The organism is Bradyrhizobium sp. RT6a, assembly GCF_040547675.1.
In the GTDB taxonomy this organism is placed as follows: Bacteria; Pseudomonadota; Alphaproteobacteria; order Rhizobiales; family Xanthobacteraceae; genus Bradyrhizobium.
Genome location: NZ_JBEPQC010000002.1, coordinates 896,023 through 920,190, shown reverse-complemented (window position 1 = coordinate 920,190; position 24,168 = coordinate 896,023). Strand labels below are relative to the sequence as shown.

Genomic DNA, 24,168 nt, shown 5'->3' with positions numbered 1-24,168 from the left:
CTGTCAAGCCAGATAGCGCGTGAGATAGCCGTCCATCGCGTAGAGCGCACAGAGCGCGAGGCTCGACCACACGGCGGCGGTGAAATACAGGAACATCCAGGTCAGCTCGCCCTTCCAGTGCGCGATGTCGTGGGTCACGACCCAGCGGGTCGAGACGTCATGCAGGCCTTCGAGGAAGCCGAGCAATCTGTTGCCCTCTTCATGCCCTGCCCGCCAGCGGCTGAGATACATCGGCACGTCGACGGTGACGAGGAAGGCCAGGAAGCAGGCGATGCCGACGATGCCGGCAATCAACGCCCAGCGCACCGGCCCCTGGAATTCCGGCATCAGCCGGCACAGCGCGATGCCCGCGAGGAAGAATGTCACCGCCCACAGCGAGTTCTCGATCGCGTTAAAAAGGAAGTTGGTCGTCACCACCGCATACCAGGAGAAGCACTCCGCGATGATGATGATGGGCACGATCACCCACGCGATGTTCACCACCGTCTCGGCGCCCGTCATGGTCCCGAGCTGATGCAGGATGACCGCCCATTGCGCGGCGAAGCACAGTTCGGCCACGGTCGCGACCGTGCGGCCGACGAAGACGCTGGAGAGCCAGGTGTCGAACAGGCAGATGCGCTGCACGTCGGCGCGCGGCAGGAACGAGCGGAAGGCGCAGCCGAAGACGTAACCGGCGCAGAGCAGGAACATCAGCCCGATGTCGGAGCCGCCGCTGATGCTGCCGGCGGGCGTCGGGTAGAATTCGCGGTACAGCATGAACCAGACGAGAATGTTGGCAGCACTGACCAGCGTCAGGGACCCCCACCACCACGCGAGGGGATTTGTCCGCGCCTGCCACTGCAACATGAATCGCTCCGATGTAATCGATATGACATTCAGTCGTAATAATCCTGTCACAACAAGCCACGCAATCGCGACGAAAATCTGTGTGCGGCGGGGCTCTTCGCGCACATTCTTGCCCTACTGCACAGCCGCCGCATGTCCGGATAATGGACATAGAACTACATTTCATGAATCTATTGGACATCTGGCGGGACCGGGTTCATTAAAGCCTGCATGGCCAGAACCGCCTCCAAACCGATCCGCGCCTCCTCGTCCGCTGCCGCCGTGCTGGCGGACAGCATCGATGACGCCGCGTTCGCGACGACGCTGGCGAAAGGTCTCGTAGTGCTCGAAGCGTTCAAGGCGGGGGCGACCCAGCTCGGCAACATGGAGCTGTCGACGCTGACCGGGATTCCGCGCCCGACGGTGGCGCGGCTGACGCACACGCTCGCGGAGCTCGGCTACCTCCGCTACGACGCCGAACGCGCCAAATATCGCGTCGGTGCGCGCGCACTCCGCATGGCGCATCCGCTGCTCGCCGACATGCAGTTCCGCCAGGTCGCGCGTCCCATGATGCAGGAGCTGGCGCTAAGCGTGCGGGGCACGGTCTCGATCGGCCTGCTCGATGCGACCTCCATGATCTATGTCGAGACCGCGCGCTCCGGCGACGTCGGCCCGCACGTCCCCGACATCGGCATGCCCATTTCCGTGGTGATGACCGCGATGGGCCGTGCCGCGGCGGCGACCTTGCCGCAGGCCGATGCCGCGCTGCTTGAAGAGCGCATTGCAAGCGAGGACACCGAGCTGTGGTCGTCCTTCCGCGAGACCTACCGCGCCGGCCTCACACAATGCGCCAGCCGCGGCTTCTGCACTTGTTTCGGCGAGTACATCGCCTCCATCCATGCCGTCGCCGCGCCGCTGTTTCATGCGCGTGAGGCGAAGCAGGCCTTTTCGATCAATTGCGGTATTCCCGCGTTCCGGCTCCAGCCCGGCCAGCTGGAGGGCGAGATCGGCCCGCGCATTGCCGCCCTTGCCGACAGCATCCGCACCATGGTTGGCGCGGCGCCGGCGACCGAAACACAGAAGCAAAACAAGAAGAGCGCCAGGCGATGAACAAGACAATCGGCGCTCCGCCACCGGGAGGCCACCATGACCGTCACACGGCGAACATTTTTGGGCACCCTCGCCCTTTTGCTATCGGGACTTCCATTCTCCGCACACGCTGAGGACGCCTGGCCGTCGCGTATGGTGCGGCTGATCTCGCCTTATGGGCCCGGCGGCTCCAACGACATCTCGCTGCGGCTGCTGGCCGAAGAGTTCGGCCGCAACCTGCACCAGCAGTTCATCGTCGAGAACAAGCCGGGCGCCGGCACCCGCATCGCCAACGACACGGTCGCGCATGCGCCGGGCGACGGCTATACCCTCCTCTATGTCGCGGCCCCCTACGCCACTGCCGAAGCACTGTTCGGCAAGCTGACCTATGAGCGCAAGGATCTGCAGCCGGTCGCGATGGCAGTGATCGCGCCGCTGTTCCTGATCATCAGCGCGGACGCGCCGTTCAAGACGCTCCCCGAATTGATCGCCTACGGCAAATCGAAGCCGGATGGCCTGACCTTCGCCTCGCCCGGCGCCGGCTCGCAGCCGCATCTTGCCGGCGAACTTCTGTTCAGGGATGCCGGCGTCAAGGGGCTCAACATTCCCTTCCGTGGCGATGCCGCGTCCTACACCGAGCTGCTCGCCGGCCGCGTCGATGCCACGCTGACGGCACTGCCGACCGCACTGCCCTACATCCAGAGCGGCAAGTTCATTGTGCTCGGCGTCGCTTCCGCCGAACGCAGCGCGCTCTATCCGCAAGCGCCGACCCTGCGCGAGCAGGGTTTTCCCAACGTGGCCGCCGCCGGCTGGTACGGCTTCATGGCGCCTTCGACGACGCCGCGCGCCATCGTCGACAAGCTGCAGGCCGAAGTGTTGCGCGCGCTGGCCCAGCCGGCGATCAAGGACAAGCTGACCGCCCAGGGCCTCGAAGTGCGCGCCGGTACCGCGGCCGAGTTCGGCCAGTTCATCGACAACGAAACAAAAAAGTGGACCGGGCTGATCCGCGAGGCCGGCCTCAAGGGCGAGTGACAGTCACGGACAGGGAATGGAAATGAAAAACCTACTTCTCAAACGCATCGCGGCACCTGCGATCGTTCTCGCGCTATCGATCCCGGCGGCACAGGCGCAGAAGAAATACGATCCAGGCGCTTCCGACGCCGAGATCAAGGTCGGCCAGACCGTCCCGCTCAGTGGGCCGGCCTCGGCCTATGCCGTCATCGGCAAGACCCAGGCCGCCTACATGAAGATGATCAACGACCAGGGCGGCGTCAACGGCCGCAAGGTCAATTTGATCCAGTATGACGACGCCTATTCGCCTCCGAAGACGGTTGAGCAGACCCGCAAGCTGGTCGAAAGCGACGAAGTGCTGCTGACCTTCCAGATCATCGGCACGGCGCCGAATGTCGCCGTGCAAAAATATCTCAACGCCAAGAAGGTCCCGCAGCTCTTCGCGGCAACGGGCGCGGCGCGTTTCACCGATCCGAAGAACTTCCCCTGGACCATGGGCTTCAACCCGTCCTACCTCGTCGAGGGCCGGATCTACGCGCAATATCTTCTGAAGAACTATCCGAACGCCAGGATCGGCGTGCTCTACCAGAACGACGATCTCGGCAAGGATTATCTCGCCGGCTTCAAGGCAGGTCTCGGCGACAAGGCGAAGATGATCGTCGCCGAGACGTCCTACGAGATCACCGAGCCGGCCGTCGACTCGCAGATCCTGCGGTTGAAGGACGCAGGCGCTGACACGCTGTTCAGCGCCACGACGCCGAAACAGGCCGCGCAGGCGATCAAGAAGGTCGCCGAGATCGGCTGGAAGCCACTGCACATCATCGACATCAACGCCTCCTCGGTCAGCGCGGTGCTGAAGCCCGCCGGACTCGACAACGCCAAGGGCGTCGTCAGCGTCGGTTATGTCAAGGATTCAGCCGATCCCGAATGGAAAGACGATCCCGGCATGAAGCGATATCTCACTTGATGGCCAAGTACTACCCGGAGGGCGACAAGGATTCGAACCTGAACGTCTATGGCTATATCACCGCGCAGTTGCTGGTGCAGGTGCTGAAACAATGCGGCGACGATCTCACGCGCGAGAACGTGATGCGCCAGGCCGCAAGCCTAAACAACATCACACTCGACCTGACGCTGCCGGGCATCTCGGTGACGACGACGCCGACCGACTACCGCGTCAACAAGCAGTTCCAGATGGTGCAGTTCGACGGCCAGCGCTGGCAGAAACTCGGCGACATCGTCACGGACGAGGCGAAGGAATGAAGCGCCCCTCATCCTGAGGGGCGCGCGCCGTGAAGACTGAAGGCCTCACCGGTGGTCCTCGTGCCTCGAGGCGGCCGCTCCGCGGCCTTCTCGGTATGAAGGAGGAAGGTGGCTGTTCGCGCTACCTCTTCATCCCGCCCACATAGGCCGCCAGCTTGTCGAGCGTCTGGTAGCCGTATTCGACGGCACCGAAGTTGATCATGCCGTCGCGCTGCGCCGTGCTCGAGGCCAGCTGCCGCATCATCAGAACCGTCTTGCCGTTGCTCTGTTCGGCGAAGGTGACGGTGAAACGGAACATGCCGGGATCCTCGTCCTGGTCGACGCCGTGATCCATCTCCATCAAGGACGGCCGCTCGATGCGGCGAAAGCGCATGCGGTTCGGATAGACCGTGCCGTCCGGGCCGATCATGTTGAAGCGCCAGACGCCGCCAACCCGCACGTCGATCTCGAAGGTCTCGAGCTTGAAGCCCTTCGGCCCGAACCACTGCGGCAGATGCTTCGGGTCGGACCACGCTTCGAACACCAGATCGCGCGGCGCGTCGATCACGCGCGACATCACGATCTCGCGGTCGAGCGACCATTGCGACAGAGCGGGATTGGCAGAATTCGTCATCGTCAGGAACCTTTCTGTTTGGTTGTCTTGTTAGCTGTCTTGGACGGGCGCTTGGCGGCCGCCCTTTCCTTCTTCAGTTGCATGACGTAGGCCTCGAACCGATCGAGCCGCGCCTCCCAGATCGCGCGCTGCTGCTGGAACCAGTCCTCCGCGCCGACAAGCGCGTCGGGACTGAGGCGGCAGGTGCGCACGCGGCCGGACTTCTCCGACAGGACGAGGCCGCTCGTCTCCAGCACGTGGATGTGTTTCATGAAGCTCGGCAGCGCCATCTCGAAGGGATCGGCAAGCTCGCCGACCGACGCCTCGCCGGCGCAGAGCCGCATCACGATCGCCCGCCGGGTGGGATCGGCAAGGGCCGCGAAAACCTGATCGAGCTGGGATATTTGGTTAGCCATGGGGCTAACTATAGGATTGCCGCCAACCGCCGTCAACAATTGTTAGCCAATTAGCTAAGTTAAATTTCGCCGGCTGGTAGCCTGGATGAAGCGAAGCGTAATCCGGGGCGCTCACTCGGCTGCGGCACTTTCCCGGATTGCGCTTCGCTCCATCGGGCTACGGACCACTCGCACGGAACCCACCACGCGCAATCGTGAATAGGGAGACACGGCCCGTCCCCCTACAAGAGACGTGGGGGCGCATCGCATTCTGCGTCAGAGCCGTGCCGCCTGTTCTCACCTCATCGCATCTCAGCCGGCGGGCGCTCGCCCGGGCTGCGCTCGTTCCGCTCGCTCTTGCCTGGCCGCGGGGGGCCGCCGCGGATTCCGACATGATCGCGCAGATGCGCGACATCGTCGCGAACGAGCTGGCGCCGACCGTGACGCCGGACCAGCCGGGCGGCCTTGCCGTCGCGCTTTATGCCGGCGGCCATGTCGAGTTCTTCAACTACGGCTTTGCCGACGACGCCACGCATAGGCCGGTCACGCCCGACACCCTGTTCAACCTAGGCTCCCTGCGCAAGCCGTTCGAGGCGACGCTGGTTGCGCTCGGCACCCTTCGCGGCGAGCTGCAGCTCGACGATCGTCTGGCGAAATATCTCCCCGAGCTCACCGGCGACTATGTCCGCCGCATCACCGTCGGCGAGCTCGTCACGCACACCTCGGGCATGCTGCTGCCGACCGACCATCCGCCGTGGCCGAGCGACACTTTCTCCCGCGCGCAGCTCATCGAGATGTTCAACAGCTGGAGACCGCAAGCCGGCGAAGTGCCGGGCAAGCAGCGCGTCTACAGCCACGCCGGCTACGTGCTGCTTCAACTGGTGCTCGGGCGCTGTTACGGCGCTCCGATCTCGACCCTGTTCGAACAACGCATCTTCAAGCCGATCGGCATGAATGCGACCTCCGTGCCCGAACGTGGCGAGGACGGCCGTGCCATCATGAACGAGGCCTGGATGCAGCGCGCGGTCCAGGGCTATTCGGATCAGGGCATGGCGATCGGCCCCATCGGCAACCAGCAGAGCTATTTTGATTTCTCCGGCACGGGCCAGATGTTTTCCTCGCCGCGGGATCTCGCGACATTCGTTGCTGCCTGCATCGACGGGCGGACGATCGAGCCTCACTTGCGCGAGGCATTGCGGATCACGCAGCACGAGATCTTCCGCGTCGACGACAAGTTCGGACAGGCAATGGCCTGGGAGACGGTGCGTCTTCCCGAGGTCACCGTCGTCGACAAGCCGGGCGGGCTCAACAACGCGTCCGGCTATATCGGACTCGTTCCGGCGCAGCGGTTGGGCATCGCCCTGCTCGCCAATCGGGGCGAATATCCCCACGAGATCGCACGCTACAGGATCCTGCCCGCACTGGTGCATCTGGTGGCGTCCCACGCAGGCTGAGGTCCAAACGGAAAGCCCCGGCCAGGCCGGGGCTTTCCACGCCAGATCAGGAAACGGGATGAAGCTCAGTACCTGGCGACGACCGGTCCGCCGAACTTGTAGTTCACGCCGACCCGCACGATGTTCGACTTGAGGTCGACCGAGTGGGTGTAGACGTTGCTCGGATTTGCCGTGCCGCCTGCGAAACTCGTAAGATTGGTGCTGGTCGCGCTGGCGCGGCCGAGATCGACATAGAGATATTCGGCCTTGAGCGACCAGCCGCCGCCGAACGCATATTCGGTGCCCACACCCGCGGTCCAGCCGAGGCGGGTGTCGCGGATCGCGGCCGATTCTGATGCCGCGGAGAAGGTGTCGGTGAAGATGAAATTGCCCTTCACCTCCGCGATCGCCGCACCGCCCGTGGCGTAGAGCAGCCAGGTCGGAGCCGCGAGGAAGCCGATGCGGCCGCGGATGGTGGCGAGCCAGTCGGCCGAGACCGACGACGACACCGTGAAGCCGGTCGGCGCGCAGCAGGGATAGAGCGCCGAGCCGCTCGCGCCGCCCTTGAAGCCGAAATAGTTGATGTCGCCCTCGAGGCCGAGCACGGCGTGGTTGACCTGCCAGTTATAGCCCGCGGTGAAGCCGCCGGTCACGCTGGAGCTGTTGACGCGCTGGGCGCCGACCGTGTTGATGGCGGGAACGCTGCTGGGGTCGAAATAGCCGGTCGGCGTCCAGATGGTCGAAGTGGTCGGATCGGCGCTCCCCCACTGTCCGCCGACATTGCCGCCGACATAGAAGCCGGTCCAGTTGTAGGCCGTCGCCATCATCGGCGCTTTGGTATAGTTCGCCGCGAGGTCGGCCGCCTGCACGGATGCGGAGCCCAAAACGACCGCGGCAACTGCCAGCAAAAACTTCTTCATTCCAGTCTCCTTGCCTCACGCGATCGATCTCGCGTTTCGAATGCGCGGGCGAAAGTTGGCCGGGCGCAGATCGGGCATAGGCTGCCGATCCCTCGCCGTCTTGGGCTGCGGCGAAGTTCATAGGGACTGTGACGTAGTGTGAGCCGTGCGGCACGCGAACGCGTCACGGGTGTGACCGAGGGGCCACGCGTCATCGCACATCCGCGGCGCATGACGCACGCCAATGTCGCATCACGACAAACGCGCGAAACGCGATTCGAGCCCCGCATCTCAGACCGAGCGCGTCAGTCCGCCGTCGACGCGGATATTCTGGCCGGTGATGTAGGCAGCACCGTCGGACGCCAGGAACGAGACGGTCGCCGCGATCTCCTCGACCTTGCCGTAGCGCTTCATCGGCACGCTGTCGCGGCGCGCATCCAGCTGCGGCAGGCTGTCGATCCAGCCCGGGAGCACGTTGTTCATGCGGATGTTCTCGGCGGCATGGGTGTCGGTGAAGATCTTCGTGAAGGCGGCAAGGCCGGCGCGGAACACCGCAGAGGTCGGAAACATCGCGCTCGGCTCAAATGCCCAGGCGGTCGAGATGTTGATGATGGCGCCGCCCTTCTGCGTCTGCATGATTGGCATCACCAGCCGGGTCGGACGGATCACGTTGAGCAGATAGATGTCGAGGCCGGTGTGCCACTGCTCGTCGGTGATCTCCGTGATCGCCGCCCGGGGCCCATGGCCCGCGCTGTTGACGAGCACGTCGATGCGTCCCCATTTGGCCATCGCGCCATCGACCAGCCGCTTCAGATCGTCGTTCGACTTGTTGGAACCGGTGACCCCCAATCCGCCGAGCTCGGCTGCCAGCGCCTCGCCCTTGCCGGAGGAGGACAGGATGGCGACGCGAAAGCCGTCGGCTGCGAGCCGGCGCGCAGCCCCTGCCCCCATGCCGCTGCCGCCTGCGGTCACGAGTGCGACCTTCTCCGCTGCCTTCTCTGCTGCCATGAATCCTCTGTGATATCGTGGAGGCGAGCCGCAGGCCCGGCCCGTCATGGGCCTTCTACCGCCGGACCAGCCGGACGGTCCACCATCGAAAGCGACCTGAAAGATGAGCGATTTGCAGATCCGCAATTTGCGACCCGAGGAAATCGCCATCGCCGTCGACTGGGCCGCGGCCGAGGGCTGGAATCCGGGCCTCTCCGACGCCGTCTGTTTCGCGATCCCCGACCCAAACGGCTTTTTCGTTGGCGAGATCGACGGCGAGCCGGTCGCGACTATCTCCTGCGTCAACTACGACGATCGCTTCGCCTTCCTCGGCTTCTACATCGTGCGCGAAGGTTTTCGCGGCTCCGGCCATGGCCTCCGCATCTGGAACGCGGCGATCGCGCATGCGGGCACCCGCGTGATCGGCCTCGACGGGGTCGTGGCGCAGCAGGACAATTACAAAAGGTCCGGCTTTCAGCTTGCTCACGCCAATATCCGCTATGGCGGCTTCGTCGCCGCGCCACAGAGGCCGCCCGCCGATGTCATTGCGCTAGGCTCGATCCCGTTCGCGCTCATTGAAGCCGACGATAGAACGGTGTTCCCGGCTCCGCGCGGCGCCTTCCTGCGTGCCTGGATCGGCGCATCAGGACATGTCGGTCGCGCGCTGCTGCGCGACGGCAAGCTCGCTGCATGGGGCGTGATCCGGCCGTGCCGGACCGGCCGCAAGATCGGCCCGCTCGTCGCCGACGACCGCGCGGCAGCGGACGCGATCGTGCAGGCCTTGCTGGCAAGCGCAAACGGCGGCGAAATCTTCCTCGACGTCCCTGCCGTCAATCGCGAGGCGATCGCGCTCGCGGAAGAGCTCGGGCTGAAGCCGGTGTTCGAGACGGCGCGGATGTACACAGGACCGATCGCGCCGCTGCGGATCGACCGCGTCTTCGGCGTGACCAGTTTTGAGCTGGGCTAGCTGAGCCGAATGCGCGGCTCAGTAGCAGCGCATGATGTTGACCGTGTGCTCGCCGCCGCCGCGGCCGGGCACAGTCACCTGCTCCGTCGGACAGCTCGGCACGTAGGGCCGGTCTGACGGCACCACGTTCGGCGGGAAGCGATGGCTCCAATCCCAGGGAACGTCATACGTATAGGTGTAGCGCACATCACTGGAGACGGGTTGGGCAGTCTCGGCGAAAGGCTGGCCGTAGCCTGCGTTGTCATAGTAGAACCCGCCACCGCCCGGCCAGTAGACCCACGGCGTGTTGCGGCCGCGGAACCTGGCGCCCGGCGCGATCGACGGACGCGCCGCCGGACCGGAAGGCGTGGCGGCATGTGCGACGGTGCCGCCGGGCCTGGCAAAACTGTCGCTGGGGGCAAGGAGCAGCGCGGCTGCGCTGAGCGAGGCGAGCAACGCCCCAAATGATCTGGACATCATGATACGCACCAACTCGTTTGGCTTCGCGGATAGCGGCTCCCCACGACACGCTAGGCCGGGCTGTCGCCCACCCGCAAACGTATAATTAATTATTGGTTAAGGCACGGGATTAACAGGGAACAAGCTGCGGCAAGTCGCCCGGGTTTTCCGGCCGATGTCGCACGTGTTCCGGGAAAGCGGACTTCATAACCAGTTGATCGGAGTTGATCGCTTCGGCCGACAACACCCGGAACGCTCCCGCACTGCGGTCGTTGGCTCCCGACACCAGCAAGGAGCATCTCCAATGCAGAACAAGTCAAAACTCCTCTGCCTGATCACGGCTTCACTCGTCGCGGGCACCACGGCCGCCTCGGCCCAGGGCTATGATTGGAACGGAGCGCGCGCGGGATGGGACCGCACCGCTCCCGCTTACGAGCCGGTTCAGCCACGCGCGTACTATCCGGATGTCGCCGGACCGTACGGTGCGCTCAACGGCACCAACCATCCAGCGCCGAGCTCGACGCAGGGCGATGTCGGCCCGGATGGCAACAACAACGGCACACTGACCGGCGTCTATCGCAGCTGGTAACGCTCGCTCACGATGTGGCCCATCGTCCATCACGGACGATGGGCCTTCGTGCGTCAGCGGCCCTGCTGCTTGCGCAGCCAGTCCAGCATGTCCTGTGGATTTCCGGTGCCCTGCGACACAATGGCGGTGTTGCCACCGCTGCGGCGATAGACCGTGGTGCGCCCAGGCTCCTTCTCGATCTTGACCTCGGCCTGCGCCGGATCGCCGCTCTGGGTAATGACGGACGTGCCATTCTCGTCCTGAACTATTGTGGTGTGGCCGTCACCTGACTCGCCGGCTCCCGCCGGCCCGGTTGTCGTTGCCATCATGATGCTCATTCCTGCTGCGAGTACGATGAACCTCATGTTGCACCTCGCCTTCTCGATCACCGGCTGAACTGAAATATCGACAGCCAGTTGAAGCGCCCGAATTGTCGCACCGTTCCGGTGTTCATATCTCCGATCTGGAGCAGGAGGGCGTTGGTGGAACTACCGACCTGAGTGATATCGGCAATGTTGCTCACGCCGGACTGACCGATCGCCACGTTGGTGGTGCCACCCACCTGGATCACATTGACATAATTTCGCGTGCCGTTCTGGATGATCGTCGCATCGACCGTTCCCGTGCCACCGATCTGGATGACACGCGCGATATTGATGCGGCTGTTCTCCTCGATCGTAACAGGCTGGACTTCGTTGCCGAACTGCACGACCGTTTCGATGCTCACGTTCCGGTTCGTCACGCCGCGCTGGACGGATCCGGCGGAGGCCTCGGAAGCGACGCTGACAGCGGCGAGCAATGCCGCCAATGCCAGGAGAAGTCTACCGCGTTTCATCGCCTTGCCCCATCACATTTCTGATGGCGGTGAGGTCGCCCAGCTCAATGGCTATTCTGGACAACCGTCGCCGAGTTAAACGCACCGAACTGCGACAGGAAACTGCTGGTCGACTGGCCGGCCTGGCCGACAAACGCGACATTGTTCACGCCTGCCTGCCCGACCGATGCCGACGTCGTCCCGCCGAATTGCAGGATTCCGGTCGCGTTGTTCGTGCCGTTTTGAGTGACGGTCGCGCTGGTGCTGCCGCCGATCATGAACACGCCGGCCATGTTGAGTTGGCTGCTTTGGTTCAACACGACCGGCGGGCCGCCGAGCGACACGATGGTCTTGATGTCGGCGGTCTGGGCACCGGCCGATCCGGCGCCCACGCAACACAAGGTGAGAAATGCGCCACAGGCGGCGCCTGAAAAATGCCTCATGACATGCCTCGCGACTGAAAATTGATTTGCGATCAAGGAGTCTGCTGCAAAATCGTCGAGCCGTTCAGGATTCCGAGCTGTCCGACGCCAGCCGCGTTGTTCGCGCCGATCTGGCCGATCAAACTCGAATTGGAGCCGCCGACCTGGCCGAGTAACGCGGTGTTGGACGCCGTCGCAGTCGTGCCGCCCTGCCCGATCACCGAGGTGTTGACGGTAAGGAACGAGCCCGTCTGCAACGTGGTCGCAGTATTGGTGGCGCCGAATTGCATCGTGGTGGCGCTGTTGTTGGTGCCGCCACTCTGCGAGATGAAGGAGTTGTTGGTGGTGCCGAATTGCAGCACGCTGGCCGAGTTGCCGGCCTGGGCATCGACGGCGGTCAACAAGCTGAACGCGACGATCGTGGCAACGAGATATTTTTGATGCATGACATTTCCTCCGCAAAGTCGGCGGACAACCTCTCACTGAGTCGTCCCGCCCGAGGCGGTGCTTTCAAGAATGGCGCGGACGCGCCGCAGTTGACGCGTCCGGCCAAACGGGGCTGGCTTAGTGCGCGGTCTGCGAGACGGTGCTGCCGTTGACGCCGAACACGCTGAGCTGTCCGACGGCGGCGGCGTTGTTCTGGAGCGGGGCAGGCCCGAACGAGTTCTGGGTGATCGCGCTGCCGTTGTTGCCGAACGCCACCTGGCCGGTCGTTGCCGAGTTCTGCACGCCGATCTGGTTCACCGTGCTGCCGTTGTTGAGCGAGGCCGCGCTGGTGCCCTGCATCGTGGTCGCGCTGTTGATGATGCCGAGCTGGCTGGTCGACGAGGTGTCGTTGGTGAGGCCCTGCTGCGAGACGCTGGAACCGTTCACGACGCCCACTTGCACCGTGGTCGAGGTGTTGGCGGCCTGCGCGGCGGAGGACAGGGCGAGCACTGCAACGGAAGCGAAAAACAATTTGCGCATGGAATATCCTTTCTGGCTAAGATCTCTGACTGGGTTCGGATGCCGTCTTGGAGGAGGTCGACATCGCAGGACAGACTTTGAACCGATCGTGCTGCGTGCGACAGACTGCAGTTCATGCTAATCGGTACGGACTAGACGTTGCGCGGCGTCTTGGTGCCCGCGGTACTAGCTGTACGGTTGTCCCGTGCCGGTTCGTGTCGTCTCTTCTTCGCGTCCCATGCTGTCGACCAACCGCACCACCTCGATCGGCGAGCGAAGCTCCAGCTTTCGCATCATCCGGGTGCGATGGACCTTCGCCGTCACTTCGCTCACCCCAAGCCTCGCCGCGATCTGCTTGGCCACGAGACCTTCGGCCATCAACAGCATGATCTCGCGCTCCCTCGCCGTCAGCGTTTCGACACGCTGGCGAGCTTCGCGCACGCTATCTTCGCGTTCGAGCCGCCTGCGGTCGCGCTCGATGCCATGCCTGATCGCGTCGAGGATCTCCTGTTCGCGAAAGGGTTTTGGAAGAAACTCGACCGCGCCACGCTTCATGGCCTCGACCGAGACGCGGACGTCGGAATGGCCGCTGATGAAGACGATCGGGATGAGCACGCCCGTCTCGGCGAGCCGGCGCTGAAGCTCGAGGCCGGTCGGCGCCGTGCCGGGAAAACGGACGTCGAGCACGAGGCATGAAGGCCCGTCGGAAATATTGCCCGCGACGAACTCGTCCGTCGATGCAAACAATTTTACCTGATGCCCGGTCTCCTCGCAGAGACTTCCTATCGCGGTTCGAATCTGAATTTCGTCGTCAATGATATAAACTGTGGCTTGACCTGAACTCATGGCAACGGGCTCCCCGGCTTGGGGCTCGATGAACAAGCATCGAGCCATCCATTCTTCTTGCAAGCGAGATCAAGGTGCTTGGATGAATTCGCGAGGATCGAGCGAGTCGCGCCGATCCGCCGCTTCGACGTCTTAGGGCCAACACCCGTTCAAGACGAGTGAAGGTGTTCACATATCGGCTTTCGTGATTGCGGGGATTTGCCCTCGCGACCTGCGGCATCATGGCGAGGCGCGATATCGACAATGCGACGATCGGGAATGCGACAATCGGAAATGCGACGATCGGGCGTCGGAACTTCGGTCTCGCCGACTGCGTCATGGCGTCGCCACCCACGTGCCGACTTGAACGCCAGGCGCTGGCCGCTTCGGCCAGAGCAGACGGGACGTTCAGTCAGCTTGTCGAGTTCGATACCGCGCGCATCATATCGATACGCTCCGTATGTATTTCCGGCAAGTCACGAAAAATAGTACCCGCAGGCTTTACTTCTGGATCATCAAGCGCGCCCGACCGTCGCCCCGGCAGCGGCGACACACTGACGATCGACTGCGTTTTTGGCCATTTACAACCATAGCGAGTTTGCAACCATAGCGCGATCTTTGCCTTTGCCGCCAACGATGCCATTTCAAGAGGCGGGTTTTCGATATGCGATTTGTGCCAGTTATTGCCTTGCTCGGAACTGCATGTGGCCTCGCCGCGGTCTACGCCGCCGGGCCAGCCGTCATCACCGACGCGGCCGGGAGCGCCGCGGAGAAGGCGGCCCGCGCCTTTGAATCGACCCAGCGGCTGCTCAAACCCGTCAGCCTGGAAGCACGGAGCTTCGGATCGGATGCCCCCGTGTTCCGCTATGCCTCGATCCAGCGCGGCAGCATCGAGCAGACCATCACCGTCACCGGCGCCCTGCAGCCGGTCAAGACGATCGAGGTGGGTTCCCAGCTGTCCGGGCAGCTCGCCCGGGTCTATGTCGATTTCAACGACACCGTCAGCAAGGATCAGCCGCTCGCCCTGATCGATCCGCGCAGCTTTGCGGCCAAGGTCGACGAGGCCAGGGCCTCTCTGGCCGTTGCCAATTCCCTGGTCGACGTCGCCCGGGCCAAGCTCGATCGCACCAGGATCGACCTGCAAAACGCGAGGGGGAGCCGGGACGTGCTCGCCGCCAAGCTCGACAGCGCTCAGGCCGTCAAGAGTTCGGCGCAAAAGACCCTGCAGCGGAAGCAGGCCCTCCAGTCGCAAAACGTGGTGGCCACGACGGCGGTCGACGACGCGCAGACAGAGTTCACCGCGCGTCTGGCCCAGGAACGCGAGGCCGAAGTTCTGATGTCCCTCAACTCCTATGCGGTGGATGGGGCGCAGGCCGACGTCCGCCGAATCGAGGCGGAATTGCAGCAGACACGAATGGCCGTGCCGGAGAAGGCGGCCGTTCTCGCTGCCGCCCAGGCCGATCTCGACCGCACCGTGATCCGCTCGCCGATCGATGGCGTCGTCGTCGGAAGGTTCGTCAACGAGGGCCAGACCCTCGCGGTCGGACTGGAATCGCGCACCACCTTCGTGGTCGCGCACCGGCTTGAGGACATGGAAATCCACGCGCAGGTCGACGAAGCCGATATCGGGCGCATCGCGCCCGACCAGCGCGCCCATTTCACGGTGGACGCTTACCCGGACCGCCGCTTCGAGGCGGTGGTGCGGCAGGTGCGCAAGGCACCGCAGAACCAGCAGCACGTCGTGACCTACACCGTCGTCCTGGCGACCTCCAATCTCGACGGCGCGTTGCTGCCCGGCATGACCGCCCTGGTGAAGATCGTGATCGAGCGGCAGGACGACGTGCTGAAAGTGCCGCTTGCCGCGTTGCGCTTCCAGCCCTCCGGCACGCAGCCGGATGCCGCGGCACGCAGCGGGGTGTGGGCGCGCACCGCAAGCGGCTTACTCCGGCGCATTCCCGTCACCGTCGGCGCGGCCGGCACCGAACAGGTCGCGCTCAGGAGCGGAGACCTCGTCGAGGGCAGTCAGGTCGCCGTGGGTCAGGCCATCCGGCCGGCCGGCATGGAGTTTCTCGGAATCAGGTTCGGATCATGACGGCCCTCCCGCCCCTCATCAGCCTGCAGTCGGTCTCCAGGACCTATCGTGCCGACGGCGTAGCGGTGACTGCGGTGCGCAATGTCAGCTTCGACATCGAACGAGGCGAGATCGTCGCGGTGATGGGACCGTCCGGCTCGGGAAAATCGACGCTGATGAACATGATCGGGCTGCTCGACCTGCCGAGCGAGGGCGCGCTCTATCTCGAGGGAGCGGATGTCGCCGATCTCTCGGAAGACCGCCGGTCGTCCCTGCGCGCCCGTAGCATCGGCTTCGTATTCCAGTCCTACAATCTGCTCGCTCGCCACAATGCGATTGAGAACGTCGCGCTGCCGCTGGTCTATTGCGGCATCAGCCGCAAGGAACGTCTGGCCCGCGCCGAGCAGAGCCTGGAGGCCGTCGGCATGGTGCACCGGGCCCACCACTTCCCGCGGCAGCTCTCGGGCGGCGAGCAGCAGCGCGTCGCGATCGCGCGCGCACTGATCGCCTCCCCGCTGATCGTGCTCGCCGACGAGCCGACCGGCGCGCTCGACAGCCGTACCGGCGCCGAGATACTGGCCCTGTTCGCCGCGCTCAACCGGACCGGCCAGACCATCGTGATGATCACGCATGATCCAGGGATCGCGACCCAGTGCCGGCGCACGATCCGCTTGCACGACGGCGCGCTCGTCGCTGACGAAACGCTCGCTCCGATCCTGCCGAAACGGAGCGCTGCGCCATGACGATGCTCCAGGGCTTTCAGATCGCGTTGCACGCCTTGCGGCTCAATCCGTTGCGCAGCATCCTCACCATGCTCGGCATCGTGATCGGCGTTGCCTCCATCGTGACGGTGTTTGCGATCGGGTCCGGCGCCCAGCTTCGTCTCCAGGAGCAGATCCGCTCGATCGGCGCCAACGTGTTGATGATCAACCCCGGCGCGGTCTACCAGGGCGGCGTGCGTCTCAAGGATGGCAGCAAGCTGACCATGACCGAGAGCGACGTGCAGGCGATCCTCGAGCAGATCCCCGAGATCCAGGCAGCGGCCGGCTCGATTGCAGGAACGGCCCAGGTCATTCACGAGAGCAAGAACTGGAACACGACGATCAACGGAACGACGACCGGGCACTTCATGGTGCGCGACTGGCAGCTTGCGACCGGCCGCTATTTTTCCGGCACCGAGGAGGCAGGCGCCGGCAAGGTCGTGATCCTCGGCAGCACGGTCGCGCAGGAGCTGTTCGCGCCCGGCGAGAATCCGATCGGTGCACAGATCAGGATCATGAAGGTGCCGCTCGAAGTGGTCGGCGTCCTCGATCGCAAGGGGCCGGCGCAGGACGACGTCGCCTTCGTGCCGCTCACCACGGCCAAGCTGCGCTTCCTCGGCAGCGCGAGCAACATCAACCGGGATTCGGTCGCCTACATCATCGCCAAGGTGGCTGCGGACGGACAAATGGCGGGGGCGCGAACGGAGATCGAAAACCTGCTGCGGCAACGCCACCGTATCCCCGCCGGCCAGGAGGACGACTTCAAGGTCCAGGATCCGGCCGCCGCCATGGAAGCGCAGCAGGGAGCGATCCGGACCGTCGCGCTCCTGCTCGTCGCCATCGCCTCGGTCTCGCTGCTCGTCGGCGGCATCAGCATCATGAACGTCATGATCGTGTCGGTCACCGAGCGCACGCGGGAGATCGGAATCCGCCGCGCGCTTGGCGGGCGGATGCGGGACATCCGTCTTCAGTTTCTCTGCGAGGCGCTCGTGCTCTGCCTGCTCGGCGGCGCGATCGGCGTCGGTGCGGGCGTCACGCTCTCGATGACGGTGGCTCGCATGGCAGGATGGATCACCTCGATCGACGGCCAGGCGATCGGCCTTGCCCTCGCCTTCTCGATCGCGACCGGCCTGATCTTCGGTTTTTATCCCGCCCACAAGGCATCCAAGCTCAGCCCGATCGAGGCACTCAAGACGGAGTGAGAACATGCTGGGGTGTTCGCATCGACCAAAGGCCACGGAGGAGCATTCATGAGTCCGGATCCGAAACAATCGATCACACCCACGCCACGCGAGCGGGACCTGATGATGCTGATCGCACGCGGAATGCAGAACAAGAACATCGCGTACGAGCTCAAGATCTCGGAGAACACGGTCCGGGCGCATATCGGCAACATCATGCGCAAATACCGTCTCCAGAACCGAACCCAGATTGCGATCATCTTTGCCCTGCAGGCGGCGCCGCCATCGTTTCGCCGCCACCTGGCCAATGGCGGCCCCAATCCCGCGCCTGCCAAGGCGGTCGCGCAGAATACGCCGGTGCCGACGTCGCCGGATTGACCGCTCCGGCCACAATCCCTTGCGTCATCTCAGACGAAACACCCAAGTCCGGGGTCAACGGACCGGCGACAAAATATTTCTCTTTATTAGAATTCGGATTTTTGTTAGTAATTCCTCACTCCGGCCCAAGGAAGAGGGGCGTATCGCGATCGTCACGAACGCGGGCCGGACGGCGGTGGACGCAGGTCACATCGGCGCGAAGGGCTTCGGAGGGCGGGCAACCGTGAGCGAAGGCGTCGCGCACACGATCGGTGTGATCGGCGTACGGCAAAATCGTGTGGTCCTGGCGCCCGGGGTCTGTGCGCCAAGCGTTGCGGTGATATTGCGGCCCGACCGGGCACGTGTATCAGCCATCCGCAAGGCGACGGGGGCAATAGTGCATCGCTCCCCGGGGAGAGCGCGACATAAGCCGTAAAACCACTGCGCAGGGAAGGCCGGATGTTTTGGCTTCACCTGTATGCCGCTGTGCAATCTAGTTACCACAATCTCGCACAGTGGACCGCGGGTGCCAGCCGGCACCCGGTCTTCCCTGCGCCCTCTTTCATTTGAGGGTGAGACGACGAAGCAAAGCTCGGGCGAACACGCCGCGAGGATGCGAAGGTGCGTCTGCGATCCGGAATGCGAATGGAAGCGCGACGCTGCCACCCACAGATTCCGTCATTGCGAGCGCAGCGAAGCAATCCAGTCTGCCGCGGAAAGATTCTGGATTGCTTCGCTGCGCTCGCAATAACGATGCTGAAGCAGTTCCCTGCCGACACCGCGATCTCGTGCCCGGACGCAGCGCAGAGCGGGGTCCCTCCCCTTCTTTGCATGCCGCTCCGCTCTTGTAACAAAACCGTCATGCAGCGAAACTAAACGAAGCCGGGGGCCGCGGTTGGCGGCCAAGCTGTCTTCGCAGGGAGAGATTTTGATGCGCCGTTCACTGGTGTTGCTGTCAGCCGGACTGACAGTGCTGTCCGCCGGACTTTCGACCGGACCTGCCTCCGCCGAGAACAACACGCCCCGCAACCTGATCCTGTTCATTCCGGACGGTCTGCGGGCGCTGAAGGTCACACCGGAGACTGCACCGGCGATGGCCGAAATCCGCGACAAGGGCGTCAATTTCAAGAATTCGCACTCGCTGTTCCCGACCTTCACCATGGCCAACGGCTCGGCGATGTCGACCGGCCATTATCTCGGCGACACCGGCGTGTTCTCCAACACGATCTGGACCAACTACACCTCGGTGCCCGCCGGCGACACCGTCGTCCCCTTCATCGAGAATGACGCCGTGCTCGGCGACATCGACGAGCATTTCAAGGGCGATTATCTCAACGAGGACACGATCCTGAAGCTGGCCCGCGACAAGGGCTACAGCACCGCCGCGCTCGGCAAGCACGGCCCGACCTATCAGTTCGACCACACCGACAAGCCCGAAAAGTCCGGCCTGCATTCGGTCGTGTTCGACGATGCGACCGGCGGCAAGAACGGCGTGGCGCTGTCGGACGAGGTCAAGGCCGCTCTCACCAAGGCCGGCCTGCCCCTCGCAACGCCGCCGCGCGGCGACAACTCCAAGGCGGGCGATGCCAAGACGCCCGGCACCACGGCGGCCAACATCGCGCAGCAGGCCTACTTCGCCGACGTCGCGGCCAAGGTCGTGCTGCCGATGTTCAAGGCCCGCAACAAGCCGTTCGTGCTGGTGTTCTGGTCGCGCGACCCAGACGGCAGTCAGCACAACACCGGCGACAGCCTCAACCAGATCACGCCCGGCATCAACGGGCCGACCTCGATGGCCGGCATCAAAAATGCCGACAACAACCTCGCCCAGCTCCGCAAGGCGCTGGACGAGCTCGGCCTTGCCGCCAACACCAATATCATGGTCCAGGCCGACCACGGCTTCTCGACCATCTCCAAGGAAAGCAAGACCAGCCCCTCGGCCAAGGTCAGCTATGACGACACCCCGAAGGACTTTCTGCCGATGGGCTTTCTGGCGCTCGACCTTGCCAAGGCGCTCGAGCTGCCGCTGTTCGATCCCAACGACAAGAACGCCAAGATCGAGGGCAACAAGCATCCGAAGGCCGGCAACGGCGTGCTCGGCAAGGATCCGGAAAAGCCCGATCTCGTCGTCGCCACCAATGGCGGCTCCGACCTGATCTATCTGCCGAACAAGGACAAGAAGCTGGCGGCCAGGACCGTCAAACTGCTGCTCGAACAGGATTACGTCTCCGGCCTGTTCGTCGACGACTCGCTCGGCCGCTTCCCCGGCACCCTGCCGCTGTCGAGCATCAACCTGCGCGGCAAGGCGGCGACGCCGACGCCGGCGATCGTCGTCAACTTCCGCTCCTATGCCAGCGATTGCGGCGAGGCGCCAACCAACTGCTCGGTGCAAGTCGCCGACACCGTGCTGCGCCAGGGCCAGGGCATGCATGGCAGCTTCAGCCGCGGCGACACCATGAACTTCATGGCCGCGATCGGTCCGGACTTCAAAGCCGGCTATGTCAGTGAGATTCCGGTGAGCAACGCCGACGTCGGCATGACGGCCGCCCAGCTCCTCGGCCTGCGCAGTTCGCAGAACGGCGGTCTCGTCGGCCGCGTGATGTCGGAGGCCCTGCCCAACGGCACCGTGCCGAAGGCGTACAAGGGGGTCGAGAAGTCGAAAAAGTCCGAGAACGGCCTGCAGACCGTGCTGAACTTCCAGCGCGTCGGCAGCCAGCGCTATTTCGACACTGCCGGTTTCCCGGGCCGCACGCTCGGCCTCGAGTTGGAGACCGGCAAACAAAAAACGGCGGGGAAATAACCCCGCCGTTCAAATGCGTCCTCGTGAGAGGCGCAGAATTTTACATGCCCAAAATCTTACATGCCGATGTCGAACACGTTCGGCAATTGGCCCGCCAGAGGCAGCGCGGTGGCGCCCAGGAAGGTCGCCACCATCGCCATCAGGCGACGGTTGTTCTGGCGCTTGCCGCGCATCTGGCCGGCGATCCACTCCAGCATTTCGCTGTTGACCTTGGAGGCATAGGACGGCGCCCAGCTCTCGATGTCGGACTCGGCCGACAGCGCCACGCTGCGCGGCGGCACCTTCAGGCCGGAGGCGCTGGCGGCATAATGGGCCACCGCCTTGGCGAGCAGGTCGTCGAAACGGCCACCATCGGTGCGCTCGGTTGCGGCTTCGTTGATCTCGAACAGCACTTCGGCCTCGGCGCGGCTGATCGGCTGGTCGTTGACGGCCGTGGCCGTCAGAATGCGGGCGCACCAGGCGGTATCATCGGCATCGAGCGAGCGGGAGAAATGCACCCTTCCCTTGGTGGTCGGGCCTTCGCCCGTGATCACGCCGTCGCGCACGATGGTCAGTGCATGGGCCGAGGTATCGCGGCAGGACGGTTCGAGGGACGGCGACTCAACAGACTTATGCGCAGCGGCAGACATAGTTCACTTCCAGATTTCTTCTGATCGGCCAGCATTTTCATGTCGGCGTAAAGGGGTGGTTAATGATTCGATACGGGGATCGCGACTTTTCTAGATGGTTGCCAATTGGTCGCTGTCAGGACCATTTCGGTTCTAGGAAGCGACGGGCGAGCGTGATGAGAGTCATAAAAGGCTTTCTCGGGGCAATCGCGCCCGTATAGCCCCGGTGGAGATGTTTCGCCGCAGGCGCGGCTGTAACAAAAAGGTGCTAGGAAATCAGGCCTTCAAAGAACGAATTCACATTTTACTTGAAGCGGTTCAGTTAGCGTTCACTTGGGATCGTGGAGTCCCTATACTGGTCCGGACGATCAAAGATGAATTCGCAAGCAAATTCAATGGCATGAGGTAGAACCATGACACTTCCGATCGGCGCCACCGCCCCTGACTTCGAAGCCGAGACCACCGAAGGGAAGATCAAGTTCCACGACTGGATCGGCAATAGCTGGGCGCTGCTGTTCTCGCACCCCAAGGACTTCACGCCGGTTTGCACGACCGAGCTCGGCGCGCTCGCCAAGCTGAAGCCGGAATTCGACAAGCGCGGCGTCAAGCTGATGGGCCTCTCGGTCGATCCGGTCGACCGCCACGCCAAATGGTCGGAGGACATCAAGGAGACGCAAGGCGCAGCCCCGAACTATCCGATGATCGGCGACACCGATTACAACGTCTCGAAGCTCTACGGCATGCTGCCGGCCGCGATCTCGGGCGATCCCCTCACCCGCACCGCCGCCGACAACCAGACCGTCCGCAACGTCTTCATCATCGGGCCGGACAAGAAGATCAAGCTGGTGCTGGTCTATCCGATGACGACGGGCCGGAACTTCCAGGAGATCCTCCGCGTCATCGACTCGCTCCAGCTCACCGCCAAGCACCGCGTCGCGACCCCGGCCGACTGGTCGCAGGGTGACGACGTCATCATCGCGGGCTCGGTCTCCAACGACGAGGCCAAGACGATCTACCCGCAGGGCTGGAAGGAGCCGAAGCCCTACATCCGGATCGTGCCACAGCCGAAATAACCCAACTGTCATTCCGGGCGATGCGTCAGCATCACCCGGGATGTCGATGTTTGCTCTTACGCCGCGCGCACACGTTCGAGGAAGCCCTCAACCTCGGCCTTCAGGTGCAGGCTCTCGCCCGACAACGCCTGGGCGGAGGCAAACATCCGGCTGGACGTCTCACCCGTCTCGTTCGCACCCTCGGCGGCCTGACGGACGTTGACGGCGACATCGGCCGTGCCCGATACCGCTGCGCGAACGCTGGCGACGATGTTGTGGGTCGCGCTCTTCTGCTGCTCGACCGCAGCCGAGATCGAGCCGGCGATGCCGCTGATGCGTTCGATGGTCTGGCTGATCGCCTTGATGGCGGCGACCGATTCCTCGGTCGCAAGCTGCATGCTGGCGATCTGGTTCGAGATCTCGTCGGTGGCCTTGGCGGTCTGGCCGGCCAGCGTCTTGACCTCCTGGGCCACCACCGCAAACCCGCGGCCGGCATCGCCCGCGCGCGCCGCCTCGATGGTCGCGTTCAGCGCCAGGAGGTTGGTCTGCTCGGCAATCGAGGTGATCAGCTTGACGACATCGCCGATGCGCGCGCCCGCCTCGGAGAGCTGCGCGATGCGCTGATCGGTCGCTTCGGCCTGCCGCACCGCCTCAGCGGAAATGACGTTCGATTCCTGAACCCGCCGGGTGATTTCGGAGATCGATTGAGACAGCTCGTCCGAGGCCGATGCCGCCGAACGCACGTGCTCGGAGGCGTTTTCGGAAGCTCCAGCCGACCGCGCCGAGAGATCGGCGGTGGAGCGCGCGGTATCGGTGAGCTGCCGCGCCGCCCGCTCGAATTCACCTGACGATGTCAGCACCTTGTCGAGAATGCCGCCGACGCCGCCGCGGAACTCTTCGACGAAATTGCGCAAGTCGGATTTGCGCTGCTCGGCGGCTGCAGCCGAAGCCGCCGCCTGCTCGCTGCGCATCCGCGCCCGCTCCTGCGAATTGCTCTTGAACACAGCGACCGTGCGGGCGATCTCGCCGATCTCGTCGGCGCGATCCTCGCAATCGATCTCGACGTCGCTTTGACCTTCGGCGAGCGCCGTCAGCGAGCGCGTGACCGAGGTGAGCGGCTTGGTGATACGGCGGACGACCAGCAAGGTCAGGACCAGCACCAGCAGCGCGGCGAGCCCGGCGGCGACCGCCATGCTTTCGATCGTGTGGGCCAGCATGCTCTCGAACTGGGCCATCGGGATGCCGACATAGAGGATGCCGGCGACTTTGCCGTTGGCGTCGGCGATCGGGAAATAGGCGGTCATGAAGGTCTTGCCGAACAGGGTCGCCGGGCCCTTGTAGGCTTCGCCGCGGCGCAGCAGCGCCTGCGCCGGATGATCGGCGGCAAGCTGGGTCCCCACGGCGCGGTCGCCATTTTCCTTCTTTACGTTGGTCGAGCGCCGCACGAACTGCCCGCTCGCATCGTCGAACACGAACAGGGTCGCGTTGCCGCCGACATAGGACACCGCGCGATCGACGATGGCGTGATCCCTAAAGTCCGGCATCTTGGGAATCTCGGCGCGCGCCACCGCGCCATCCTTCATGCTGATCTTCGCGTCGGGATTGGTCTCGGCAAAGGCCAGCGCCAGCGTGCGCAAGCTAACCTCGATATCGCGCAGCGCACGATCGTTGAACACGGAGCTGAGCGACCAATAGCCGGCCCCGACCACGAGCGCCGTATTCATGGCGATCAGCAGCACCGCGCAGAGGAGCGCCTTGGTGCCAAGTTTGAATTGCGGCAGAAACTTCGCCGTTGCTCGTCCGTACATGAATGGAATGACTCCTGTAATTCCTGCATATTCATGCAATCGGCTTACGGCCGCATTAAC

25 protein-coding genes and 1 pseudogene are annotated in these 24,168 nt (G+C 63.9%); 12 read left to right on the top strand and 14 right to left on the bottom strand.

Translation table 11 applies throughout. The features are described from left to right. Window positions 1-3: 3 nt before the first annotated feature. Entirely contained in the window at window positions 4-846 is an 843-nt protein-coding gene (locus ABIC03_RS14265) for a hypothetical protein (RefSeq protein ID WP_354058775.1), read from the bottom strand. Between the two features lie 210 nt (window positions 847-1,056). On the opposite strand from ABIC03_RS14265, the gene ABIC03_RS14260 reads away from it, so the two are divergent. The 3 genes and pseudogenes from ABIC03_RS14260 to ABIC03_RS14250 all read left to right on the top strand — a co-directional run bounded on the left by ABIC03_RS14260 (window position 1,057) and on the right by ABIC03_RS14250 (window position 4,188). Further along, window positions 1,057-1,935: an IclR family transcriptional regulator gene (locus ABIC03_RS14260; protein WP_354058774.1), complete on the top strand. Its 879-nt coding sequence runs from the start codon at window positions 1,057-1,059 to the stop codon at window positions 1,933-1,935. 36 nt (window positions 1,936-1,971) lie between these two features. After that, a complete protein-coding gene (locus ABIC03_RS14255) occupies window positions 1,972-2,946 on the top strand; it encodes a Bug family tripartite tricarboxylate transporter substrate binding protein (protein WP_354058773.1) in 975 nt (324 codons plus the stop codon). Window positions 2,947-2,968: 22 nt separating this feature from the next. Beyond that, window positions 2,969-4,188, top strand: a pseudogene (locus ABIC03_RS14250) (ABC transporter substrate-binding protein). 121 nt (window positions 4,189-4,309) lie between these two features. Here ABIC03_RS14250 and ABIC03_RS14245 read toward each other — a convergent pair. Both ABIC03_RS14245 and ABIC03_RS14240 read right to left on the bottom strand, forming a co-directional pair. Beyond that, window positions 4,310-4,801, bottom strand: a complete 492-nt coding sequence (locus tag ABIC03_RS14245; RefSeq protein WP_275168030.1) for an SRPBCC family protein — start codon at window positions 4,799-4,801, stop codon at window positions 4,310-4,312. A 2-nt stretch (window positions 4,802-4,803) separates the two neighbouring features. Then, entirely contained in the window at window positions 4,804-5,196 is a 393-nt protein-coding gene (locus ABIC03_RS14240) for an ArsR/SmtB family transcription factor (RefSeq protein ID WP_354058772.1), read from the bottom strand. A gap of 371 nt (window positions 5,197-5,567) precedes the next feature. Here ABIC03_RS14240 and ABIC03_RS14235 point away from each other — a divergent pair, with 371 nt between their 5' ends. After that, entirely contained in the window at window positions 5,568-6,629 is a 1,062-nt protein-coding gene (locus ABIC03_RS14235; protein ID WP_354058771.1) for a serine hydrolase, read from the top strand. A gap of 65 nt (window positions 6,630-6,694) precedes the next feature. On the opposite strand, the gene ABIC03_RS14230 is transcribed toward ABIC03_RS14235, so the two are convergent. Together ABIC03_RS14230 and ABIC03_RS14225 are read right to left on the bottom strand one after the other, a co-directional pair. After that, complete coding sequence (locus ABIC03_RS14230) at window positions 6,695-7,528, bottom strand: outer membrane protein (RefSeq protein WP_354058770.1); 834 nt, start codon at window positions 7,526-7,528, stop codon at window positions 6,695-6,697. A 270-nt stretch (window positions 7,529-7,798) separates the two neighbouring features. Next, a complete protein-coding gene (locus tag ABIC03_RS14225; protein WP_354058769.1) occupies window positions 7,799-8,515 on the bottom strand; it encodes an SDR family oxidoreductase in 717 nt (238 codons plus the stop codon). Between the two features lie 103 nt (window positions 8,516-8,618). Between ABIC03_RS14225 and ABIC03_RS14220 the strand changes: the two genes are divergently transcribed. After that, complete coding sequence (locus ABIC03_RS14220; RefSeq protein WP_354058768.1) at window positions 8,619-9,461, top strand: GNAT family N-acetyltransferase; 843 nt, start codon at window positions 8,619-8,621, stop codon at window positions 9,459-9,461. An 18-nt stretch (window positions 9,462-9,479) separates the two neighbouring features. Here ABIC03_RS14220 and ABIC03_RS14215 read toward each other — a convergent pair whose 3' ends face one another. Then, window positions 9,480-9,920 (bottom strand): hypothetical protein, encoded by a 441-nt coding sequence (locus ABIC03_RS14215; protein WP_354058767.1) that lies wholly within the window; start codon window positions 9,918-9,920, stop codon window positions 9,480-9,482. Between the two features lie 283 nt (window positions 9,921-10,203). On the opposite strand from ABIC03_RS14215, the gene ABIC03_RS14210 reads away from it, so the two are divergent. Beyond that, a complete protein-coding gene (locus ABIC03_RS14210; RefSeq protein ID WP_354058766.1) occupies window positions 10,204-10,488 on the top strand; it encodes a hypothetical protein in 285 nt (94 codons plus the stop codon). 53 nt (window positions 10,489-10,541) lie between these two features. Here ABIC03_RS14210 and ABIC03_RS14205 read toward each other — a convergent pair whose 3' ends face one another. From ABIC03_RS14205 to ABIC03_RS14180, 6 genes are all read right to left on the bottom strand, one after another. Then, a complete protein-coding gene (locus ABIC03_RS14205; RefSeq protein WP_354058765.1) occupies window positions 10,542-10,832 on the bottom strand; it encodes a hypothetical protein in 291 nt (96 codons plus the stop codon). A 20-nt stretch (window positions 10,833-10,852) separates the two neighbouring features. Beyond that, window positions 10,853-11,275, bottom strand: coding sequence for a curlin (locus tag ABIC03_RS14200; protein WP_354058764.1), 423 nt, complete (start codon window positions 11,273-11,275; stop codon window positions 10,853-10,855). A gap of 71 nt (window positions 11,276-11,346) precedes the next feature. Next, on the bottom strand, window positions 11,347-11,724 hold the full coding sequence (locus tag ABIC03_RS14195; RefSeq protein WP_354059648.1) for a curlin: 378 nt from the start codon (window positions 11,722-11,724) through the stop codon (window positions 11,347-11,349). A 32-nt stretch (window positions 11,725-11,756) separates the two neighbouring features. Continuing rightward, window positions 11,757-12,149: a curlin gene (locus ABIC03_RS14190; protein WP_275168038.1), complete on the bottom strand. Its 393-nt coding sequence runs from the start codon at window positions 12,147-12,149 to the stop codon at window positions 11,757-11,759. A gap of 118 nt (window positions 12,150-12,267) precedes the next feature. Next, on the bottom strand, window positions 12,268-12,669 hold the full coding sequence (locus tag ABIC03_RS14185; RefSeq protein WP_275168039.1) for a curlin subunit CsgB: 402 nt from the start codon (window positions 12,667-12,669) through the stop codon (window positions 12,268-12,270). A 165-nt stretch (window positions 12,670-12,834) separates the two neighbouring features. Beyond that, entirely contained in the window at window positions 12,835-13,494 is a 660-nt protein-coding gene (locus ABIC03_RS14180) for a response regulator transcription factor (RefSeq protein WP_354058763.1), read from the bottom strand. A gap of 643 nt (window positions 13,495-14,137) precedes the next feature. Here ABIC03_RS14180 and ABIC03_RS14175 point away from each other — a divergent pair. From ABIC03_RS14175 to ABIC03_RS14155, 5 genes are all read left to right on the top strand, one after another. Beyond that, complete coding sequence (locus ABIC03_RS14175) at window positions 14,138-15,565, top strand: efflux RND transporter periplasmic adaptor subunit (protein ID WP_354058762.1); 1,428 nt, start codon at window positions 14,138-14,140, stop codon at window positions 15,563-15,565. After that, window positions 15,562-16,287 carry an ABC transporter ATP-binding protein gene (locus ABIC03_RS14170; RefSeq protein ID WP_354058761.1) on the top strand — a complete coding sequence of 242 codons (726 nt, stop codon included), beginning with the start codon at window positions 15,562-15,564 and terminating at the stop codon, window positions 16,285-16,287. The genes ABIC03_RS14175 and ABIC03_RS14170 overlap by 4 nt, the downstream gene beginning before the upstream one ends. Next, window positions 16,284-17,507, top strand: coding sequence for an ABC transporter permease (locus ABIC03_RS14165; RefSeq protein WP_354058760.1), 1,224 nt, complete (start codon window positions 16,284-16,286; stop codon window positions 17,505-17,507). The genes ABIC03_RS14170 and ABIC03_RS14165 overlap by 4 nt, the downstream gene beginning before the upstream one ends. Window positions 17,508-17,555: 48 nt before the next feature. Next, window positions 17,556-17,864, top strand: a complete 309-nt coding sequence (locus ABIC03_RS14160) for a response regulator transcription factor (protein WP_275168044.1) — start codon at window positions 17,556-17,558, stop codon at window positions 17,862-17,864. Window positions 17,865-18,774: 910 nt separating this feature from the next. Then, a complete protein-coding gene (locus tag ABIC03_RS14155) occupies window positions 18,775-20,640 on the top strand; it encodes an alkaline phosphatase family protein (RefSeq protein ID WP_354058759.1) in 1,866 nt (621 codons plus the stop codon). Window positions 20,641-20,696: 56 nt separating this feature from the next. On the opposite strand, the gene ABIC03_RS14150 is transcribed toward ABIC03_RS14155, so the two are convergent. Further along, window positions 20,697-21,269 (bottom strand): hypothetical protein, encoded by a 573-nt coding sequence (locus ABIC03_RS14150; protein ID WP_275168047.1) that lies wholly within the window; start codon window positions 21,267-21,269, stop codon window positions 20,697-20,699. A 392-nt stretch (window positions 21,270-21,661) separates the two neighbouring features. Here ABIC03_RS14150 and ABIC03_RS14145 point away from each other — a divergent pair, with 392 nt between their 5' ends. After that, on the top strand, window positions 21,662-22,321 hold the full coding sequence (locus ABIC03_RS14145; protein ID WP_007603114.1) for a peroxiredoxin: 660 nt from the start codon (window positions 21,662-21,664) through the stop codon (window positions 22,319-22,321). 56 nt (window positions 22,322-22,377) lie between these two features. On the opposite strand, the gene ABIC03_RS14140 is transcribed toward ABIC03_RS14145, so the two are convergent. Then, entirely contained in the window at window positions 22,378-24,108 is a 1,731-nt protein-coding gene (locus ABIC03_RS14140) for a methyl-accepting chemotaxis protein (RefSeq protein ID WP_354058758.1), read from the bottom strand. Window positions 24,109-24,168 lie beyond the last annotated feature (60 nt).

What these genes read in the sequence shown, in the direction of transcription:
- ABIC03_RS14265 (WP_354058775.1), bottom strand. Translation starts at nt 846, where the DNA reads ATGTTGCAGTGGCAGGCGCGGACAAATCCCCTCGCGTGGTGGTGGGGG.
- ABIC03_RS14260 (WP_354058774.1), top strand. Translation starts at nt 1,057, where the DNA reads ATGGCCAGAACCGCCTCCAAACCGATCCGCGCCTCCTCGTCCGCTGCC.
- ABIC03_RS14255 (WP_354058773.1), top strand. Translation starts at nt 1,972, where the DNA reads ATGACCGTCACACGGCGAACATTTTTGGGCACCCTCGCCCTTTTGCTA.
- ABIC03_RS14245 (WP_275168030.1), bottom strand. Translation starts at nt 4,801, where the DNA reads ATGACGAATTCTGCCAATCCCGCTCTGTCGCAATGGTCGCTCGACCGC.
- ABIC03_RS14240 (WP_354058772.1), bottom strand. Translation starts at nt 5,196, where the DNA reads ATGGCTAACCAAATATCCCAGCTCGATCAGGTTTTCGCGGCCCTTGCC.
- ABIC03_RS14235 (WP_354058771.1), top strand. Translation starts at nt 5,568, where the DNA reads ATGATCGCGCAGATGCGCGACATCGTCGCGAACGAGCTGGCGCCGACC.
- ABIC03_RS14230 (WP_354058770.1), bottom strand. Translation starts at nt 7,528, where the DNA reads ATGAAGAAGTTTTTGCTGGCAGTTGCCGCGGTCGTTTTGGGCTCCGCA.
- ABIC03_RS14225 (WP_354058769.1), bottom strand. Translation starts at nt 8,515, where the DNA reads ATGGCAGCAGAGAAGGCAGCGGAGAAGGTCGCACTCGTGACCGCAGGC.
- ABIC03_RS14220 (WP_354058768.1), top strand. Translation starts at nt 8,619, where the DNA reads ATGAGCGATTTGCAGATCCGCAATTTGCGACCCGAGGAAATCGCCATC.
- ABIC03_RS14215 (WP_354058767.1), bottom strand. Translation starts at nt 9,920, where the DNA reads ATGATGTCCAGATCATTTGGGGCGTTGCTCGCCTCGCTCAGCGCAGCC.
- ABIC03_RS14210 (WP_354058766.1), top strand. Translation starts at nt 10,204, where the DNA reads ATGCAGAACAAGTCAAAACTCCTCTGCCTGATCACGGCTTCACTCGTC.
- ABIC03_RS14205 (WP_354058765.1), bottom strand. Translation starts at nt 10,832, where the DNA reads ATGAGGTTCATCGTACTCGCAGCAGGAATGAGCATCATGATGGCAACG.
- ABIC03_RS14195 (WP_354059648.1), bottom strand. Translation starts at nt 11,724, where the DNA reads ATGAGGCATTTTTCAGGCGCCGCCTGTGGCGCATTTCTCACCTTGTGT.
- ABIC03_RS14190 (WP_275168038.1), bottom strand. Translation starts at nt 12,149, where the DNA reads ATGCATCAAAAATATCTCGTTGCCACGATCGTCGCGTTCAGCTTGTTG.
- ABIC03_RS14185 (WP_275168039.1), bottom strand. Translation starts at nt 12,669, where the DNA reads ATGCGCAAATTGTTTTTCGCTTCCGTTGCAGTGCTCGCCCTGTCCTCC.
- ABIC03_RS14180 (WP_354058763.1), bottom strand. Translation starts at nt 13,494, where the DNA reads ATGAGTTCAGGTCAAGCCACAGTTTATATCATTGACGACGAAATTCAG.
- ABIC03_RS14175 (WP_354058762.1), top strand. Translation starts at nt 14,138, where the DNA reads ATGCGATTTGTGCCAGTTATTGCCTTGCTCGGAACTGCATGTGGCCTC.
- ABIC03_RS14170 (WP_354058761.1), top strand. Translation starts at nt 15,562, where the DNA reads ATGACGGCCCTCCCGCCCCTCATCAGCCTGCAGTCGGTCTCCAGGACC.
- ABIC03_RS14165 (WP_354058760.1), top strand. Translation starts at nt 16,284, where the DNA reads ATGACGATGCTCCAGGGCTTTCAGATCGCGTTGCACGCCTTGCGGCTC.
- ABIC03_RS14160 (WP_275168044.1), top strand. Translation starts at nt 17,556, where the DNA reads ATGAGTCCGGATCCGAAACAATCGATCACACCCACGCCACGCGAGCGG.
- ABIC03_RS14155 (WP_354058759.1), top strand. Translation starts at nt 18,775, where the DNA reads ATGCGCCGTTCACTGGTGTTGCTGTCAGCCGGACTGACAGTGCTGTCC.
- ABIC03_RS14150 (WP_275168047.1), bottom strand. Translation starts at nt 21,269, where the DNA reads ATGTCTGCCGCTGCGCATAAGTCTGTTGAGTCGCCGTCCCTCGAACCG.
- ABIC03_RS14145 (WP_007603114.1), top strand. Translation starts at nt 21,662, where the DNA reads ATGACACTTCCGATCGGCGCCACCGCCCCTGACTTCGAAGCCGAGACC.
- ABIC03_RS14140 (WP_354058758.1), bottom strand. Translation starts at nt 24,108, where the DNA reads ATGTACGGACGAGCAACGGCGAAGTTTCTGCCGCAATTCAAACTTGGC.